Raw genomic sequence first — 17,467 nt, 5'->3', positions numbered from 1 at the left:
GAACGACAGCGCCCAGCCGCATGCCCGGACGCGTGCTCAGCCCACGCACACCCGATCGCGCCCCATGCCCTTGGCGCGGTACAGGGCCCCATCGGCGCGTTCCAGCCACTGGCTCGGCGTCTCGTCCGGGCGTAGCGCGACCAGGCCACCGCTGAAGGTGACGCGCAGCGCGGGCGCTTCGGGCGCCCACTGCAGGCGCGCATGGAACAGGTCGCGCAGGCGCGTGGCCAGGCGCTCGGCATCGGCCAGCGGCGTGTCGCCGAGCAGCACCGCGAACTCTTCGCCGCCCAGGCGCGCCGGCAGGTCGGAGGCGCGGCAGGCGCTCAGCAGCAGCTGCCCGACCTCGCGCAACACCGCATCGCCGGTGGCATGCGAATAGCCGTCGTTGATCTGCTTGAAGCGGTCGATGTCCATCACCAGCAGGCACAGCGGCGCGCCGCTGCGTTGCGCACGCTGCATGCTGTGCACCAGCACCTCGTCGAAGTGACGCCGGTTCGGCAGGCCGGTCAGCGCATCCTCGTGCGCCAGGCGCTCGAAGGCGGTGGCCTGGCGCTGCAGTTCCGCCAGCAACTGGCTCTTCTCGGCATCGGCCTGCAGCAGGCGCTCGGTCTGCAGCCGCAGCGCGCTGGTGCGCCGCTCCACCAGCCGTTCCAGGCGCAGCGCGCGACGCTTGTAGCGCGCGATCATGTAGCGGTACAGCAGCACCAGCGTCAGCACCAGCAGCACCACGGCCGCCGCCTGCACGCTGTGCCGCTGCCACCACAGCGGCGCCACGCTGAAATGCCACACGGCCTCGCGGGTGCTCCAGGCGCCGTCCGGGTGCGCCGCGGCCACATGCAGGGTGTAGTCGCCCGGCGGCAGGCCGATGAACTCCACGCTGCGCTGGTTGCCGCGGTCGATCCAACCGCTGTCCAGGCCGTCGAGCCGGGTGCGGTAGCGGATGCGCTCGGGCAGCAGATAGCTCAGGCCGACATAGGACACGCTGATGCGCTTGGCACCAGGCAGCTCCGTCTTGTTCTGCCAGGGAAAGGGCTGACCATCCAGCAGCACGCTCTCGATCGCCGCCGGCGGCGGCACGCGATCGCGGAAGCGGGCAAGGCGTCGCGGATCGACCGTGCTGACGCCACCGGCAGTGACCAGCCACACCGTGCCGTCGTGGCGCAGGATCATCGACGGCCCGGAACTGCCGTTGCCCTGGGCGTTGGACATGCCGTCGATCTCGTCGTAGCGGTTCACCTGCAATCGTGCCTGGCGGCCGTCGGCGACTGCGTTCAACGCCGCCACCGTGGTGCGCAGCACGCCGCGGTTGCTGCTGATCCAGACGTTGCCGAGGCGATCGCGGACCAGTTGGAACACCGCATCCACTGGCATGCCCTGCTCCAGTCCGACGCGCGCCAACTGGCCGTCGCGGTCGCGGTGCAGGCCGCGGTCGGTGGAGATCCACATGTCGCGGCCCAGCATCTGGAATCCGAACACGGTGCGCGCGCCGCCCAGCGGCTCCAGCGCCAACTGCCGCACCCGGCCGTCGCGCAGCACCGACACGCCTTCGACCGAGCCGATCCACAGCGCCCCGTCGACGCTGGCCAGGGCCGTGATCAGGCCGTGCGGCAGGCCGGGCACGTCCGGCGCGGACAGCCGGTCGCCGTCGATGCGCATCACCCCGCTGCGCGTGGCGACCCAGACCGTGCCGGCCGCATCGATGCTGAGCGCACGCACCTGCCCGTTGGGCAATCCCTCACGCGTTCCGTAGTGGCGCACGACGCGGCCGTCGCGCAGGCGGTACACGCCGTCGGCATAGGTGCCCATCCACAGGTCGCCGTCGAGGCCGCGCGCCAGGCTCAGCACCGATGGCGCGTCGCGCAGCGCGACCGGGGCGATCCGTCCGTCCGGCGCCATCCGGTCCAGGCCGGCGGCACTGCCGATCCATAGCGCGCCATCCGGGGTCTCCAGCAACGCGCGCACGTAGTCGCCGCTGAGCCCGTCGCGGCGCGTGTAGCCGGCGAACAGCGTCTCGCGCAGGCGGAACAGGCCGCCGTTGGCGCCGATCCAGATGCTGCCCTCGGCATCCTGCAGCAGGCTGACGATGCGCCCGTTGGGCAGCACGTCGCCCGGCAGCATGCGCTCGATGCCATGCGCGCTGATCCGCAGCAACCCCTGGTTCTCGGTGCCCAGCCAGATCGCGCCGTCGCGGTCGCGCAGCATCGAGGTGAAATGCCCATAGCCCGGCAGGTGCTGCACCAGCACCGCGCGCTCGCCCTGCAGCCGGTACAGGTTCTCGCCGGCCACCAGCCACAGCGAGCCGTCCGGCGCGCGATACGGCCAGGCCAGCCCCGGCGGCAGACCGAAGGCGGCCGGCGCGCGCCGCAGCACGCCCTGCGGGTCGCGGTACAGCAGGCCGTCGAGACTGCCGATCCAGAGCCGCCCCTGATCGTCGGCGGCAAGCTGCGGAAAGCTCGCCGCCAACGGCAGATCGCGCGGCGCCGGTTGGTAATCGAAGCGACCGTCCGGCCACAGGCAGCCCAGACCGTTACCCTCGAACAGCAGCCACATGCGGCCATCGCGGTCCTGGGTCATGGCGTGGATCAGCGCATGCGGCCAGCCCGGCGGCTGCCGCCAGAAGCGCCAGTGGCCGGCCGCATCGTGGCGGCCGAGATTGCCGCGCGAATCGCTGAGCCACAGCGCGCCGGCACGGTCCACATACAGCGAGCCCACGCCGTTGTCGGGCAGGCCCGGGCGGGTACTGCGGTCGATGACGGTGAAGTCCAGGCCGTTGTAGCGCACCAGCCCTTCCCAGGTGGCGAACCACAGGCGGCCGTCCGGGGTCTGCGCCAGATCGCGCAGGGAGTTGTGCGGCAAGCCGTTGCGCGAAGTCCAGGAATCGATCGCGTAGTCGCGTAGCGGCGGCACCCCATTCGCCGCGCCGTCGGCGGCGACGGCGCGCCAGGCCACGCCCAGCGCCAGCAGCAGGACCAGCAGCACCGACCATGCGCGCGCCCAAACGCACCCGCGGTCGCGTGCGAGCGCCGCGTTCCCCCTCCCCCTGGCAACGTTCATTGTGCCGACCCGATCCGACGCAGGCGGGGCGCGACAGGACCCTGGCGCGGGGTGCCAGAGTCAAAAGGACGGGGGCGACACAGACTCATTACCGGAGCGGAACACGGGACGAGCGCCCATGGTAGGCAAAAAAGCGGCGCTGCGGGTGGAGGCGGTAGCAGACACAGGAAAAAGGACGCGTGAAGATTGCGTGGCGGTTAAGCCGGTGGCTTGCGCGAGGGTAGCGCCGACGAGGCTCGATCGCGCGCCCCCTTCTCCCACCGGGAGAAGGTGCCCCGAAGGGGCGGATGAGGGTACGGGCGAAGCCTTGCGTCGGCCTGATACGCGAGGGCTTCGCCCCGTACCCTCACCCCAACCCCTCTCCCGGCGGGAGAGGGGCTTCGGGCTCCTGGCGCCCCGCGCTCCCTTCTCCCGCCGGGAGAAGGTGCCCCCGCAGGGGGCGGATGAGGGTACGGGCGAAGCCTTGCGTCGGCCTGATACACGAGGGCTTCGCCCCGTACCCTCACTCCAACCCCTCTCCCGGCGGGAGAGGGGCTTTGCTCCCGATGAGGGAGCGCCAGTGGCGTCGTAGGCTGGCCGCGGCGGCGCCGCGCTCAGCCCATGCGCTGACGGACCGCCTCGAACAGGGTCACGCCCGCGGCGACCGAGACGTTGAGGCTCTCGATCTCGCCCGGCATCGGGATGCGCACCAGGCCGTCGCAGTGCTCGCGGGTCAGCCGGCGCAGGCCATCGGACTCGCCACCCAACACCAGTGCCACATTGCCACGCAGGTCCTGCGCGTACAGCGAGGTCTCGGCCTCGCCGGCCAGGCCGTAGATCCACACGCCCTGCTTCTGCAGCTCGCGCAGGCAGCGCGCCAGGTTGGTCACCGCCACGATCGGCAGGCGGTCGGCGGCGCCGGCCGAGGTCTTGCGCACGGTGGCGTTGACCGGCGCCGACTTGTCCTTGGGAATCACCACCGCGGTCACCCCGGCCGCCGCGGCGCTGCGCAGGCAGGCGCCGAGGTTGTGCGGGTCCTGTACGCCGTCCAGCACCAGCAGCAGTGCGCGGCCCTCGGCGGCGCTGACCAGGCCTTCCAGTTCGCTCTCGGCCCAGGTGCGCGCCGCGGCGTAGCGCGCGGCCACGCCCTGGTGCCGCACCGAGCCGCCGACGCCGTCCAGCGCCTGGGTGTTCACCCGCCGCACGTCGATGCCCTTGCGCCGCGCGTTCTCCTCGATCTCCTGCAGGCGCGGGTTCTTGCTGCCCGCCTCCACCAGCACCTCGCGCACGTTGTCCGCGTCGTTCTCGATCGACGAGGCCACGGCGTTGACGCCGACGATCCACTGGTTCTGCTTGCTCATGAGGCGGGACTACGCGAAAGGAAAGCGGGCATGGTAGGGGTTGTGGCCGCTGGCGTCACACCTGGGGGCCGGGATTGGGGATTGGGGATTGGGGATTGGCAGAAGCGGCTTGCCAGCGATGTCCCGCTTCCCGCAATGCCGCAATGCCGCAGGCATGCATATCGCGGCGGCAAGACTACCGACGCAGCGCCGGACGCGGCGCAGCCTTGTGGGAGGGACTTCAGTCCCGACTGCAGGCGGCCTGAACCTCCTGCCCTCCCGTCTTTCGCGATCGATGGTTCTAGAACGCAGGATCACCAGCGCCGCCGATAGCGGCTCAGCCCGGCCAGCGCTCGGTGTCGTGGTCCGGATGCTGGCGCGACACGACATCGGCCAGGAACGGCGCGGCCGCCAGATCGCCCTCGGTGCGGGTCGCCGGCAGTCGATGCAGCGCGTCCACGAACGGCAGCTTCGCTTCGATGCCGAACTGGATGGTCGGCGGCAGGGCCTCCGGCCGATCGAAGGCACCTGCGGCCACCGCGGTGCCATCCGGCGCTTCGTAGGTGAGCGGCGTGCCGCAATCGGCGCAGAAGCCGCGCTGCACCAGGTTCGACGAAGCGAAACGCTTTGGCGCGCCGCGGGTCCAGATCAGTTCCGCACCGCGGGTGGAGACCAGCGGCGCGTAGTAGGCACCGAACGCCTTCTGGCACATCCTGCAGTGGCAGATCGAGGCGTCGTGCAGCTGTCCACGGACGCGGAAACGTACCGCGCCGCACTGGCACCCGCCGCTGTACTGCTCCTGCTCCATCGCCGCTCCTCCCGTGCACGCGGGGCGGTGCAGCGGCGGTCGCCACGACCGCCGCGACGCACGCCGTCAGTACTTCTTTTTCTTGCGCTTGGCCGGCTGCCCGCGGGGCGGCGGCGGCGGCAAGTCCTCGTGTGCCGATGAACCTTCCTCGACCAGCCGGAAGTCGATCTTGCGCTCTTCCATGCTCGCCTTCAGCACCACGATGCGCACGCGGTCGCCCAAGCGGAACTCGCGCCCGCGGCGCTCGCCAGTCAGGGTCTTGCGGGTCGCGTCGAACTGGTAATAGTCCTGCGGCAACTGGGTCACGTGGATCAGGCCGTTGACCTTGGACTGGTCCAACTCGACGAACAGGCCGAAGCTGGTCACGCCGCTGACCACGCCATCGAACTGCCCGCCGACGTGCTTCTCCATCCACGCGGCGCGGTAGCGCTCGTCGACCTCGCGCTCGGCCTCGTCGGCGCGGCGCTCGCGCTCGGAGCACTGCAGCGCCAATGCCGCCATCTCGCGCGGCGCGTACAGGTACTTGTCCGGCGCGCCGCGGGTCAGCGCGTACTTGATCGCGCGGTGCACCAGCAGGTCCGGATAACGGCGGATCGGCGAGGTGAAGTGCGCGTAGGCCTCCAGCGCCAGGCCGAAGTGGCCGGCGTTGTCGGGCGAGTACACCGCCATGCTCTGGCTGCGCAGCAGCACCGACTCCAGCAGCGCCGCGTCCGGGCGCTCGCGTACCTTCTTCAGCAGCTTGGTGTAGTCGCCCGGCACCACCTTGCTCCACGCCGGCAGGCTCAGCTTGAATTCCTTGAGGAACTCCAGCAGGTCGGCGTACTTGGATTCCGGCGGGCGCTCGTGCACGCGGAACGGCGCCGGAATGTGCGTTTCCAGCAAGTAGCGCGCCGCGGCCACGTTGGCGGCGATCATGCATTCCTCGATCAGCTTGTGCGCGTCGTTGCGCACCAGCATGCCGGCCTGGGTCACTTCGCCGGTGTTGTCGAGCACGAAACGCACTTCGGCAGTCTCGAACTCGATCGCGCCGCGGCGCGCACGTGCCTTGGCCAGGATCTGGTACAGCTGATGCAGCCGCTCCAGCTGCGGCAGCACCGCCGCCACGTCCTTGCGCACCTGCGCGTCTTTCTCGCCCACCGCCTGCCACACCTGCTCGTAGGTGAGCCGCGCATGCGAGTTCATCACCGCCTCGTAGAAGCGTGCGCCGGCCACCTCGCCCTGGCGATCGATCTGCATGTCGCAGACGAAGCACATGCGGTCGACCTTGGGGTTGAGCGAGCAGATACCGTTGGACAGCGTCTCCGGCAGCATCGGCACCACGAAGCCCGGGAAGTACACCGAAGTCGCACGCTTGACCGCCTCGGTATCCAGCGGCGTACCCGGACGCACGTAATGCGACACGTCGGCGATCGCCACCACCAGGCGGAAACCGTCGGCGTTGGGCTCGCAGAACACGGCGTCGTCGAAGTCCTTGGCGTCGGCACCGTCGATGGTCACCAGCGGCGTCTGCCGCAGGTCCACGCGGCCCTTGGTCGCGGCCGGCTCCACCGTCAGCGGCACCGCCGCGGCTTCGTCCAGCACGGCCTGCGGGAATTCGTAGGGCAGCTCGTGGCCGTGGATCGCCGCTTCCACCAGCAGCGACGGGGTCAGCTTGTCGCCAAGCACCGCGATGATCTTGCCGATCGGCGGGCGCCGCGCGTCCGGCGCAGAGGTGAGTTCGCACACCACCAGTTGCCCGTCGCGGGCCTCGCCGACGGCGTCGGTGGGGATCTGCACGTTGCGCTGGATGCGCTTGTCGTCCGGCACCACGAAGGCGATGCCGGCTTCCAGGCTGAAGCGGCCGATCAGGCGGGTCAGGCCGCGCTCGAGCACGCGCGCGATGCTGCCCTCGCGGCGGCCGCGGCGGTCGATGCCGGTGACGTTGGCCAGCGCACGGTCGCCATGCAGCACCTTGCGCATCTCGTACGGCGGCAGGAACAGATCGTCGCCGCCTTCGTCAGGACGCAGGAAGCCGAAGCCGTCCGGATTGGCGATCACCACGCCGGGGATCAGGTTGGTCTGCTGCAGCGGCGCGTAGCCGCCGCGGCGGTTCTGCACCAGTTGTGCTTCGCGCAGCATCGCGCCCAGGCGCTTGCTCAGCGCTTCCTTGCGCGTCGGCTCGGTCAGGCCGAGCTGGTCGGCCAGTTCGTCCAGGGTCTGCGGGCCATCGCAGCGTTCGAGCAATTGCAGGATCGCCTCGCGACTGGCGATCGGCTGCGCATAGCGCTCCGCCTCGCGTGCGGCATAGGGGTCCTGGATCGGGGCGGCGGCATCGGGTGCGGCCGCCGGCGGTGGCAATGGCGGGTGCAGCGGTTGCAGCGGCGGCTTGGGGCCGCGGCGCAGGAAGCTGGGCATCCAGGCGGGCAGACGCGATTTCTTCGGCGTATCGGGGGTGGGCGCGTCGCTGGACGCGGATTTGCCGGGCTTGCCGGACTTGCTTTTGCGAGTTGTCATCCGTGCATGGTACTCCCATGCGGGTGGCCCCCACCCGAACCGGGTCGCGCGCCGGCGGCGAATGCACGCCCCAGAAACGACGAAGCCCGCGTCAGCGGGCCGGTCGGTGCGAGAGTTCAGCGCTCTCGCGATGTTGCCTGTGGTGCCCAGGAGAGGACTCGAACCTCCACGGTTTTACCCGCTAGTACCTGAAACTAGTGCGTCTACCAATTCCGCCACCTGGGCGCTGAAGGCCGCGAATTCTGCGGTGCCGCCGCGACCTTGTCAACGCCTATTTCGCACCGGGTCGCGATCGATGGCATCGATGACGCGATCCGACCGCTGGATGCGGCGGCGCCACGCAAACACCGGCTGCTGCGCAGCTGTGCACGTGCGCACGCTTCGGCGTCCCGCGAATTCGGCGGAAAACCGCATGCGCAATGCCGATTCCGCCACAACGCGGTCACAAACCGACCGGCTTCGAAGATGCGCCGTGACGGCGCCGGAAGTTCGCGATTTTGTCGGTTGACCCGGATCGGCGCCTCGCTAGTTTGCATCCGGCAATCCGTCGCCCTCCCCCACGCTCCGGAGCCTCCCCCATGCACAGCCTGTCCGCCTCCCTGCTCGCCGCCGCCCTGTTCGCCAGCGCCAGCAGCGCTTCCGCCGCCACTGCCGGCGCCGACGATGCCACGCTCGGCTCGCTCACCCAGATCCAGCGCGCCCTGGACAGCGGCGCCTCGGTCGCCGTGGCGATCGACCTCAGCCAGTGCACGCCCACCTCCGGCGGCGCCACGCCCAGCCAGACCCGCGGCGGCCTGCGCATCGGCGCCTATCGCGTCACCGCCGACGGCACCCTGTCCTTCGCCGACGACCACGTCACCGTCGGCCGCGACGGCAAGCCGATCCAGCAGTTCCTGCGCTACCAGGTGCATCCGGACAACACCGTGGACTTCACCATGTTCGTGTTCGCCCTGCCCAGCTACCAGCAGACCGGCAGCACCCTCGGCTATCGCTGCGCGATCAACCAGGGCCTGCGCTTCAACGTGGGCTACTGAGGTCGCGATCGATCGCACGCGACAGCGGTGCAACGCCACTGTCGCAAAACGCTTGACAGCATCCGCCTCCACACGCACAATTCTCGTTCTGAGTTGCCCAGGTGGCGGAATTGGTAGACGCACTAGTTTCAGGTACTAGCGGGTAAAACCGTGGAGGTTCGAGTCCTCTCCTGGGCACCACGACCGACAGGTCGAGAAAGATCTCAAAACCCGCTTCGGCGGGTTTTTTGTTGGCTGCGCGCAGGCCGCGACGCTCAGCGCTGCGGCGGACGCAACGGACCGATGTCCACGCGCACGCCCTTCACCCACACCGCCACCTTGTAGGCACGGTAGCCCGGGTTGTGGCGTTCGGCCGCACGCGCGGCCAGGTAGGCATTGGCGGCATGCACCAGCACCTGCAAGGACGGCTCCAGTTGCGCGATGCGCCGGAGTCTCACCTCGTAGGTGGCCATGCGCCCTCCTCCACGCACCGGCAGGCGCCGCGGCGTGCCGCGATCGGCAAGCGCGGGGCGGCGGCGCACCGCGGCGCCGACACCCTCGTGTCCACAACGTCCATGTCCTGCATGCGCATCCTCGCGCGTCCGTACATTCCACACCGCACAAGTATTGAATCTCCGAACAATTGGAGTCAAGCGTGGCTGTACGACAAGCCGACGGATGCTCCATATCTTGGTAGGCCCGCTGTCCCCCGAGGCCCACCGCGATGAATAGCTTCGGCGACCGTTTGCGCGAAGCCAGAAAAGCCGCTGGGCTCACCCAGGAACAGTTGGGCTTCGCGCTGGACGTGACCAAGTCGTCGGTGTCGGCCTGGGAGAACGACCGCGAAACGCCGAGCTTTCGCCTGCTGCCGACGCTGCGCAACGTGTTGAATCGCTCGCTCGACGAACTGGTGTGCGGCGTGGGCCCGGGCAAGCGCGTGCAGGACCTGCCCTCCGACTATCCCTTGCTGGCCCAGGATGCGCAGGAGCGTGCGCTATTGGCACGCTATCGCAACGCGCCGCCGGGCCACCGCGAAGCCGTGCTGCAACTGCTCAAGCCCAACAGCGGTTGAGTCGCGCTGGCGGCGGTTGCGGCTTTCGGGCATCGCCAGTAACCAAGGAATGCCATTCGTAGGAGCGGCTTCAGCCGCGACAGGGCGTTATCGGTAACGCCTCGTCGCGGCTGAAGCCGCTCCTACGAGGACAACGCCACGTCCCGCTGAGCCGCGGCAAAGCGCGTTGCTCGAAGCTCCCTCAGCCACCGACGCCGAGCTTGCGCAGCGCCTCGCCCCAGATCGCGTAGCCCGCTTCGCTGGGATGGGTGCCGTCAGGCATCAGCGCCGCCGGCAGCGTGCCGTCCGGCTGCAGGAAGCGCGCGCCGATGTCGAGCCAGCGCACCTGCGGGTCGCGACCAAAGCGCGCGGCCAGCAGGCGGTTGGTCTCCAGGATCGGCGCACGCTGCGGCGCATCGGCGGCGAAGCCGCGCGGGAAGATCCCCATCAGCACGATCCGGCTGCGCGGCAGGCGCCGCCGGATGTCGGCGACCACCGCCGCCACGCCGTCGGCGGTCTCCTGCGGCGTATTGGTGCGCGCATGTTCGGTGCCGGCGAGATTGTTGGTGCCGAGGTTGATCACCACCCAGCGCGGCGCCAGACCGTCGACCTCACCCTGGCGCAGCCGCCACAGCACGTTCTGGGTGCGGTCCCAGCCGAAGCCCAGATTCAGCACCCGCGCATCGCCGAAGGTGCGCTGCCAGGCCTGCGGCCCGTTCACCCGGATCGCCTGCGGCGCGCCAGCCCAGAAATGGGTGATCGAATCGCCGAGCATCACCACCTGCGGCCGCAGCGGTCGCGCCGCGTCCAGCGCGGCATGGTGGCGGCCGTACCAGTCGTAGGAATCCTGCTCCAGCCAGGGCACCGGGATGCGCGCGGTATCGACGTCGGTCATCGCGTCCAGCGGCACCCGCGGCGCTTCGTCGAGCAGCCGTGCCAGGGTCGGCTCGATGGCTTCGGCCATGCGCCGCTGCCCGCGCGTGTCCGGGTGCAGCGCACCGCTCCCCGGACGCTGCCGCGGATCGTAGAACAGGCCCTGCTCCAGCGTGCCGTCGGCGCGCTGGAACACCGTGCCGATGTCCAGATAGGCCACGCGCGGATGGTCGCCGTAGCGCACCGCCAGCGCGCGGTTGACCTCGGCATCGCGCGCGCTCTTCTGCGCCGACAGCGCGCTGGGCAGCAGGCCCAGCAACAGGATGCGCGTGCGTGGCAGGCGCTGCTCCAGCGTGGCCACCACCGCATCGATGCCGCGCACCGTGTCCGCGGCGCTGTGCCCGTCGCGGCCGGTGTTGTTGGTGCCGATCAGCAGAACCGCGACCTTGGGCCGCAGGCCGTCGACTTCGCCGTGCTGCAGTCGCCACAGCACGTGTTCGGTGGCGTCGCCGCTGAAGCCGAGGTTGAGTGCGCCACGGCTGCCGTAGAAGGTCTGCCAGGTCGACTGGAAGTCCTGGTCCGGCGCCTGCGCCTTCTCGTAGTTCTGGGTGATCGAATCGCCGATCAGCAGCAGCGGTGCATCCGGATGCGCGCGCACCTGCGCCAGCACCTGCTGGTGGCGCTCGGCCCACCAGGCTTCCTGCAGGCGATCGGCCGGGGTCACCGGAACCGACGAGGGCACGGGCGGCGGCGCGGCCTGGACGCTGCCCGGGTGCGCAGCGAGACAGAGCAGCGAGAGGACGGCCGCACGCGGGAGCGATACGGCGAAGCGGGCGCCGAGGGCGCGGAGAAAGCGCTGCATGTGCGGGGCTGCCGAAGCCTGCGAAGAGCCGCATTCTGGTGTGCGGGCCGCAGCAGCGGCAAGTGCCCCGCGCAGGAGCGCGACGCCGGGCACGCATGCCGTGCCGGCAGCGTTGGCACGGCATGCCGGGCGCTACGCCAGCGTGCAATGGGACGCACGCGACGCGATCGCATCACCGGCGCGGACTGTCTGCAGCCCGCGCCGGCCGAACTCCGGACTCAGTGGCCGCCGGCCGCCGCCGCGCCACCGCCGCCGCCGAACGGCGGCTTGGCCAGCCACAGGAAGAAGATGATCCCGAGGAAGGTCCAGCCCAGCAGGTAGAAGATGTCGTTGAAGCCCATCTGCGAGGCCTGGTGGTTGATGGTGTTGTTGAGAAAGGCCGCGCCGCTCTGCAGGCTGCCGTTGCCCATCATCTGCACCTGTTCCTGCATGCCCGGCGTGTAGGTGGAGATGTGCTCGGTCAGGTGCGCATGGTGCAGCTGCGTGCGCTTGGCCCACAGGTAGGTGGTCAGCGAGGCGGCGAAGCTGCCGCCCAACGTACGCAGGAACGTGGCCAGGCCGGAACCGGCGGCGATCTCGCGCCCGTCCAGGTCCGACAGCAGGATCTGCAGCACCGGCATGAAGAACAGCGCCACGCCCACGCCCATCAGCAACTGCACCCCGGCCACGTGCGGGAAATCCACCTGCAGGTTGAAGTCCGAGCGCATGAAGCTGGTGGCGGCCATGAAGATGAAGGCGATGCTGGCCAGCATCCGCAGGTCGAAGCGCGAGGCGTACTTGCCGACGAACGGGGTCATGATCACCGGCAGGATGCCGATCGGCGCGGTGGCCAGGCCGGCCCAGATCGCGGTATAGCCCATGTCGCGCTGCAGCCACTGCGGGATCAGCAGCGACACGCTGAAGAACGCGGCGTAGGCCACGATCAGCGCCATGGTGCCGGCGCGGAAGTTGCGGTGGCGGAACAGGCGCAGGTCGACGATCGGATCCTTGTCGGTCAGTTCCCAGATCAGGAACACCGCCAGCGCCACCGCCGAGATCGCGGCCAGCACGATGATCTTGGTCGAATTGAACCAGTCTTCGTCGTTGCCCAAGTCCAGCACCACCTGCAGGCAGCCGACGCCGATGATCAGGGTGATCAGGCCGACGTAGTCCATGCGCGGGCGTTCGGTCGGCTCGGGGCGATCGCGCAACTGCGAGCCGACCACGGTCGCGGCGATGATGCCCAGCGGTACGTTGATCAGGAAGATCCATTCCCAGCTGTAGTTGTCGGTGATCCAGCCGCCGAGGATCGGCCCGGCGATGGGCGCGACCACGGTGATCATCGCCAGCAAGGCCAGCGCCTGGCCGCGTTTCTCGCGCGGGTAGATCGACACCAGCAGGCTCTGGGTGATCGGGTACATCGGGCCGCAGACGAAGCCCTGCAGCGCGCGCGACACCACCAGCATGCCCATGCTCTGGGCCAGGCCGCACAGCAGCGAGGCCGCGGTGAAGGCCAGCGTGGCCCACACGAACAGCTTGGTCTCGCCGAAGCGGCGGCTGAGGAAGCCGGTCAGCGGCAGCGCGATGGCGTTGCTGACCGCGAACGAGGTGATGACCCAGGTCGCCTGCTGCGAACTGGCGCCGAGGTTGCCGGCGATGGTGGGCAGCGAGACGTTGGCGATGGTGGTGTCGAGCACCTGCATGAACGAGGCCATCGCCAGGCCCACCGTGCACAACGCCACACTGGGCGGACGAAACGCGGCGGCCGGTGCGCCCGGAACCCCGGGCGCGGCGGGAGCGGCTGCTTGGTTGGACATGGCCGGGCTCAGTTCGCCTTGGCGGCGTCGGGCAGGTTGGCGTGGATGATCTGCTTCACGGCCGCATCGGCCTGCTGCAGTTGCTGGGCATAGACGTCGGTATCCAGCAGCACGCCGCTGGCCGGCTTGCTCGGCAGCACCGAGCCGTTCTGATCATGCAGGTTGACGTTGACCTTCATCGACAGGCCGATGCGCAGCGGGTGCTGCTCCAACTGCTTGGCGTCGATGGCGATGCGCACCGGCACGCGCTGCACGATCTTGATCCAGTTGCCGCTGGCGTTCTGCGCCGGCAGCAGCGAGAACGCGCTGCCGGTGCCGATGCCCAGGCTCTGCACGGTGCCGCGGTAGCTCACCGCGCCGCCATACAGATCCGACTCCAGCTCCACCGGCTGGCCCAGGCGCATGTGCTTGAGCTGGGTTTCCTTGAAGTTGGCGTCCACCCACACCTGGTTCAGCGGCACCACCGCCATCAGCGCGGTGCCGGGCTGCACGCGCTGGCCGACCTGCACCGAGCGCCGCGCCACATAGCCGGACACCGGCGCGACGATGGCGCTGCGGGCGTTGTTGAGGAAGGCCTGGCGCACCTGCGCGGCGGCACCCTGCACGTCGGGCTGGTCGGCCACGCCGTTTTCGTCGATCAGCGCGCGGTTGCGCGCCAGGCTCTCGCGCGACCCGCTGACCGCGGCCTCGGCAGCGGCCAGCTGATCGCGGGCATGCGCCAGCTCTTCGGCGGAGATCGCACCGGTGGCGACCAGGCTGGCGCGGCGAGCCACGTCGGCGCGGGCACGCTGCAGGGTCACCTGCTGCGCGGACAGTTCGGCCTGGGCGCCCTCGACCGAGCGGTACAGACCGCGCACCTGGCGCACGGTGCGCGCCAGATTGGCCTCGGCCTGCTGCAGCGCGACCTCGGTGTCGGCCGGGTCGAGCTTGACCAGCGGCTGGCCGCGCTCCACGCGCATGCCGTCGTCGGCGTCGATGCGCACCACGGTGCCGGCCACCATCGGGGTGATCTGCACCAGGTTGCCCTGCACGTAGGCGTCGTCGGTGTCCTCGTGCCAGCGGCCGACCAGGAAGTACCAGATCGCCAGCGCGATCAGCACCAGCACCACTACCACGGCCAGGCCGCGCAGCAGCTTGCCGCGCCGGCTGGTGGCGGGAGCGGGGGAAGCGGGGGTCGTTGTCTGATTCATTGCAGCGATCTCAGGAATGCGAAGGTGCGGAAGAAGAAGAGCTCGGCGCGTCGGCGGCGGAGGTGGCGTCGTAGCCGCCGCCCAGCGCCTGATTCAGGCGCACCGAGACCAGGATCTGGTTGGATTGCAGCGAGGCCAGGCGCTGCTGCGCGTCCAGCAACTGCTGCTGCGCGCTGAGCACGTCCAGGTAGTTGCCGATGCCGGCGCGGTAGCGCTGCTGCGACAGGTCGAAGGCGGCCTGCGCGGTCTCCAGCGCCTGCGTCTGCTGCTGCACCTGCTCGGCCAGCGAACGCGCCGCGTTGACCTGATCGGCCACCTCGCGCAACGCCGCCACCAACGTCTGGTTGTAGTTGGCCACCGCCAGGTCGTACTGCGCATCGCGCTCGGCCAACTGGCTGCGCAGCCGCCCGCTGTCGAACAGCGGCAGGCTCACGCCCGGGCTGAGCAGGCCCAGCACCGACGAACTCTTGAACAGGTCGCCCGGGTTGGTGGCGGCGACGCCGCCCAGCAGGGTCAGATTGATGCTGGGATAGAACTGCGCCTTGGCTGCATGGATGCCCTGCGAGGCGGCTTCCACCCGCCAGCGCGCGGCGACCACGTCGGGCCGGCGGCCGAGCAGGTCGCTGGGCAGCACCGAGGGCACCCGCGCGGCCTGCGGATCGAGCAGGCGCGGCCGCTCGATCTGCAGCCCGCGGTCCGGGCCGCGGCCGAGCAAGGCGGCCAGCGCGGTGCGCGCTTCGTCGATCTGCTGCTGCGCCGCCGCCTGCTGCTGCCGCGCCGCCGGCACCCGCGCTTCGGCCTGGCGCAGTTGCAGGTTGTTGTCGATACCGGCATCGCGGCGCTGCCGCACCAGCTTCAGGCTGTTCTCCGAGCGCGCCAGTTCGGCGCCGGCCAGGTCGTACAGATGCCAGGCATACCCCAGCTGTGCGTAGGCGCGGGCGACGCCGGCCGACAGGTCCAGGCGCGCGGCCTGCGCGTCGACCTCGGCCGCATGCGCCTGGTCCACCGCCGCTTCCCAGGCCGCGCGCTTGCCGCCCCACAGGTCGAAGCCATAGCTGAAATCCAGCAGCGCCTGTTCGTTGTGGAGGTACTTGCCGCCGATCTCGTCGCCGGCCAGGCCCTTGGGCAGTTGCAGGCCGGTGTAGCCGGCCGACAGCGACAGCTTGGCACCGCGGTCGGCATCGGCGGCGCCGGCCTGCGCCTGCGCCAGGCGCAGCCGCGCATCGGCCGCGTCCAGGCTGGGCGTGCCCTGCAGGGCCTCGGCGATCAGGGCGTCGAGCTGCGGGTCGCCCAGCGCCTTCCACCAGTCCTGCTGCGGCCACGGCGCCGGCGCCAGGGCGTCGGCGGCCAGGGTCTTGCCGATGTGCAGTTGGCGATCGGCATCGAGCCGGCGCCCCTGCGGTTCCAGGCCGCGGCTGCTGGCGCAGGCGGCCAGTGCCAGGGTGAGGGCCGCGACCGCGAACGGGCGCAGGCGGGAGAGAGAAGGAGACAGAGTCATGTGGGCGGGTTCAGGGCGAATTGAGGGAATCGCGGACGCGGGCCAACAACGAAAACAGGTGCTCGCGCTCTTCGGCGGACAGATCGCGCAAGGCGTCGGCGATGGCGTCGTCGCCGCGGCGCTTGAGCTGCTGCCACAACGCCTGGCCTTCGTCGGTGAGCACCAGCCGCAGCGCGCGGCGGTCCTGCGCGTGCGCCTCGCGGCGTACCCAGCCCAGGTCTTCCAGCTTGTCCAGCAGGCGCGTCACCGCGCTGGGGTTCTGGTCGATGGCCTGGGCCAGTTCGTTGGCGGTGCACGGCGCCATGTGGGCCAGGGCTTTCATGCCGATGTAGTGGCTGAAGCCCAGGTCCGGCTCCAGCCCGGCCATGGCCTGGTCGAGACGGCGCATCAGGCCGTCACGCACCTGGCGCAGCAGCAGGCCGAACGACGGCGGGCCAGGCAGGGAGGGAGCGCAGTTCATGGGCGCCTATTATTTTCATTTAGAAATATATGTCAAGAAAATATCCCTAAGGAAAGTAGATGCTGCGTTGCAGCGGAGGAACGCTGACGGCGAACGCACTGTAGCGGCGCACGGCCATGGCTCGGTATTACAATCCGGACAATGGATATCGAAATCGAGCCATCCCACTCCACCCCCACCCCCGCTACTGCCGGCTCCGACAGCGCCCTGGACCCGCGCGCCATGGAGTGGTTCGAACGAGCCGATGGCCCGCCCGCGCTGGCGTTCATGGCGCATTCGCCGGTGTCGCTGCGGCGCGAGGTGGACTGGCATCGCCACGTGCGCGGGCAGCTGATCTACGTGGAGGACGGCGTGCTGGGCACCCGCACCGCGCACGGCCAGTGGTCGTTGCCGCCGGGCTGCGCCGGTTGGATGCCGCCGCAGGAACTGCACACCGTGCAGGTGTCCGGGCGGGTGCGCAGCTACCTGGTGCTGATCCGCCCCGACGTCTGCGCCGACCTGCCGCCGCGGACCTGCGTGATCGGCATGAACGGCCTGTTCCGGGAGCTGCTGCGGCGGATGACCCAGTGGGGCGTGCCGCTGGAACTGGAAGCCGAGCAGCAGCGCCTGTGCGCGGTGCTGCTGGACGAGGTCCGCAACGCCCCGGTCGAGCACCTGCACCTGCCGATGCCGCGCGACCGGCGCCTGCTGCGCATCGCCACCCAGTTGCTGGAAACCCCCGCCGACGACCGCTCGCTGGCGCAATGGGCGCACTGGGCCGGGCTGTCGCCGCGCAGCCTGAGCCGGCACTTCCGCGACGAGACCGGCTTCGGCTTCGCCGGCTGGCGCCAGCAGGCGCGGCTGGCCGAGGCGCTGCGCCGGCTCAGCGATGGCGCCAGCGTCGCCGATACCGCCTTCCGGCTGGGCTACAGCAGCCCCAGCGCCTTCGTCACCGCCTTCCGCGGCCGTTTCGGCCATCCTCCGGCCCGTTACCTGGCCAGCGCCGGCGGCACGCGCGGCTTGGCATCGCCGGCCGCATCCGGATAATCGACCGGCTGACCTGCGGCGCCT

At 70.1% G+C, this 17,467-nt stretch carries 13 protein-coding genes and 2 tRNA genes; 4 read left to right on the top strand and 11 right to left on the bottom strand.

Annotation, left to right across the window (positions count from 1 at the left end):
• Nucleotides 1-36 precede the first annotated feature (36 nt).
• From QN245_RS07430 to QN245_RS07410, 5 genes are all read right to left on the bottom strand, one after another.
• Nucleotides 37-3,054 (bottom strand): ligand-binding sensor domain-containing diguanylate cyclase, encoded by a 3,018-nt coding sequence (locus QN245_RS07430; RefSeq protein WP_425612921.1) that lies wholly within the window; start codon nucleotides 3,052-3,054, stop codon nucleotides 37-39.
• A 593-nt stretch (nucleotides 3,055-3,647) separates the two neighbouring features.
• Nucleotides 3,648-4,394, bottom strand: a complete 747-nt coding sequence (rlmB, locus tag QN245_RS07425) for a 23S rRNA (guanosine(2251)-2'-O)-methyltransferase RlmB (protein ID WP_184447488.1) — start codon at nucleotides 4,392-4,394, stop codon at nucleotides 3,648-3,650.
• Nucleotides 4,395-4,710: 316 nt separating this feature from the next.
• Nucleotides 4,711-5,181 (bottom strand): GFA family protein, encoded by a 471-nt coding sequence (locus QN245_RS07420; protein ID WP_317844962.1) that lies wholly within the window; start codon nucleotides 5,179-5,181, stop codon nucleotides 4,711-4,713.
• Between the two features lie 66 nt (nucleotides 5,182-5,247).
• Nucleotides 5,248-7,674 (bottom strand): ribonuclease R, encoded by a 2,427-nt coding sequence (gene rnr / locus QN245_RS07415; RefSeq protein ID WP_317844961.1) that lies wholly within the window; start codon nucleotides 7,672-7,674, stop codon nucleotides 5,248-5,250.
• Nucleotides 7,675-7,814: 140 nt separating this feature from the next.
• A tRNA-Leu gene (locus tag QN245_RS07410) sits at nucleotides 7,815-7,899 on the bottom strand.
• Nucleotides 7,900-8,252: 353 nt separating this feature from the next.
• On the opposite strand from QN245_RS07410, the gene QN245_RS07405 reads away from it, so the two are divergent.
• Nucleotides 8,253-8,708 carry a VirK family protein gene (locus tag QN245_RS07405; protein WP_160965716.1) on the top strand — a complete coding sequence of 152 codons (456 nt, stop codon included), beginning with the start codon at nucleotides 8,253-8,255 and terminating at the stop codon, nucleotides 8,706-8,708.
• A gap of 95 nt (nucleotides 8,709-8,803) precedes the next feature.
• Nucleotides 8,804-8,888 (top strand) — tRNA-Leu (locus QN245_RS07400).
• A 74-nt stretch (nucleotides 8,889-8,962) separates the two neighbouring features.
• Here the strand turns inward: QN245_RS07400 and QN245_RS07395 are convergent.
• Nucleotides 8,963-9,160, bottom strand: coding sequence for a hypothetical protein (locus tag QN245_RS07395; RefSeq protein ID WP_048491806.1), 198 nt, complete (start codon nucleotides 9,158-9,160; stop codon nucleotides 8,963-8,965).
• Nucleotides 9,161-9,411: 251 nt separating this feature from the next.
• Here QN245_RS07395 and QN245_RS07390 point away from each other — a divergent pair, with 251 nt between their 5' ends.
• Nucleotides 9,412-9,759, top strand: coding sequence for a helix-turn-helix domain-containing protein (locus tag QN245_RS07390; RefSeq protein WP_160965714.1), 348 nt, complete (start codon nucleotides 9,412-9,414; stop codon nucleotides 9,757-9,759).
• A gap of 181 nt (nucleotides 9,760-9,940) precedes the next feature.
• Here QN245_RS07390 and QN245_RS07385 read toward each other — a convergent pair whose 3' ends face one another.
• The 5 genes from QN245_RS07385 to QN245_RS07365 all read right to left on the bottom strand — a co-directional run bounded on the left by QN245_RS07385 (nucleotide 9,941) and on the right by QN245_RS07365 (nucleotide 16,417).
• Nucleotides 9,941-11,473, bottom strand: a complete 1,533-nt coding sequence (locus QN245_RS07385) for a GDSL-type esterase/lipase family protein (protein ID WP_317844960.1) — start codon at nucleotides 11,471-11,473, stop codon at nucleotides 9,941-9,943.
• A 218-nt stretch (nucleotides 11,474-11,691) separates the two neighbouring features.
• A complete protein-coding gene (locus QN245_RS07380) occupies nucleotides 11,692-13,269 on the bottom strand; it encodes a DHA2 family efflux MFS transporter permease subunit (protein ID WP_160965710.1) in 1,578 nt (525 codons plus the stop codon).
• Between the two features lie 8 nt (nucleotides 13,270-13,277).
• Nucleotides 13,278-14,459 (bottom strand): HlyD/EmrA/EmrK family protein, encoded by a 1,182-nt coding sequence (locus QN245_RS07375; protein WP_160965708.1) that lies wholly within the window; start codon nucleotides 14,457-14,459, stop codon nucleotides 13,278-13,280.
• Between the two features lie 10 nt (nucleotides 14,460-14,469).
• Nucleotides 14,470-15,957 carry an efflux transporter outer membrane subunit gene (locus QN245_RS07370; protein ID WP_317844959.1) on the bottom strand — a complete coding sequence of 496 codons (1,488 nt, stop codon included), beginning with the start codon at nucleotides 15,955-15,957 and terminating at the stop codon, nucleotides 14,470-14,472.
• A 10-nt stretch (nucleotides 15,958-15,967) separates the two neighbouring features.
• Nucleotides 15,968-16,417, bottom strand: a complete 450-nt coding sequence (locus QN245_RS07365) for a MarR family winged helix-turn-helix transcriptional regulator (RefSeq protein ID WP_160965704.1) — start codon at nucleotides 16,415-16,417, stop codon at nucleotides 15,968-15,970.
• Nucleotides 16,418-16,558: 141 nt separating this feature from the next.
• On the opposite strand from QN245_RS07365, the gene QN245_RS07360 reads away from it, so the two are divergent.
• Nucleotides 16,559-17,443 carry an AraC family transcriptional regulator gene (locus QN245_RS07360; RefSeq protein ID WP_425612920.1) on the top strand — a complete coding sequence of 295 codons (885 nt, stop codon included), beginning with the start codon at nucleotides 16,559-16,561 and terminating at the stop codon, nucleotides 17,441-17,443.
• The last annotated feature ends 24 nt before the right edge of the window (nucleotides 17,444-17,467 follow it).

This window comes from Xanthomonas rydalmerensis (genome assembly GCF_033170385.1).
GTDB lineage: Bacteria > Pseudomonadota > Gammaproteobacteria > Xanthomonadales > Xanthomonadaceae > Xanthomonas_A > Xanthomonas_A rydalmerensis.
Note: the sequence above shows the minus strand (reverse complement) of the source record. Positions and strands in the feature narration are given on the sequence as shown.

Bases quoted from the DNA above. Each gene is read 5' to 3' on its own strand.
- QN245_RS07430 (WP_425612921.1), bottom strand. From the start codon at position 3,054: ATGAACGTTGCCAGGGGGAGGGGGAACGCGGCGCTCGCACGCGACCGC.
- rlmB (WP_184447488.1), bottom strand. From the start codon at position 4,394: ATGAGCAAGCAGAACCAGTGGATCGTCGGCGTCAACGCCGTGGCCTCG.
- QN245_RS07420 (WP_317844962.1), bottom strand. From the start codon at position 5,181: ATGGAGCAGGAGCAGTACAGCGGCGGGTGCCAGTGCGGCGCGGTACGT.
- rnr (WP_317844961.1), bottom strand. From the start codon at position 7,674: ATGACAACTCGCAAAAGCAAGTCCGGCAAGCCCGGCAAATCCGCGTCC.
- QN245_RS07405 (WP_160965716.1), top strand. From the start codon at position 8,253: ATGCACAGCCTGTCCGCCTCCCTGCTCGCCGCCGCCCTGTTCGCCAGC.
- QN245_RS07395 (WP_048491806.1), bottom strand. From the start codon at position 9,160: ATGGCCACCTACGAGGTGAGACTCCGGCGCATCGCGCAACTGGAGCCG.
- QN245_RS07390 (WP_160965714.1), top strand. From the start codon at position 9,412: ATGAATAGCTTCGGCGACCGTTTGCGCGAAGCCAGAAAAGCCGCTGGG.
- QN245_RS07385 (WP_317844960.1), bottom strand. From the start codon at position 11,473: ATGCAGCGCTTTCTCCGCGCCCTCGGCGCCCGCTTCGCCGTATCGCTC.
- QN245_RS07380 (WP_160965710.1), bottom strand. From the start codon at position 13,269: ATGTCCAACCAAGCAGCCGCTCCCGCCGCGCCCGGGGTTCCGGGCGCA.
- QN245_RS07375 (WP_160965708.1), bottom strand. From the start codon at position 14,459: ATGAATCAGACAACGACCCCCGCTTCCCCCGCTCCCGCCACCAGCCGG.
- QN245_RS07370 (WP_317844959.1), bottom strand. From the start codon at position 15,957: ATGACTCTGTCTCCTTCTCTCTCCCGCCTGCGCCCGTTCGCGGTCGCG.
- QN245_RS07365 (WP_160965704.1), bottom strand. From the start codon at position 16,417: ATGAACTGCGCTCCCTCCCTGCCTGGCCCGCCGTCGTTCGGCCTGCTG.
- QN245_RS07360 (WP_425612920.1), top strand. From the start codon at position 16,559: ATGGATATCGAAATCGAGCCATCCCACTCCACCCCCACCCCCGCTACT.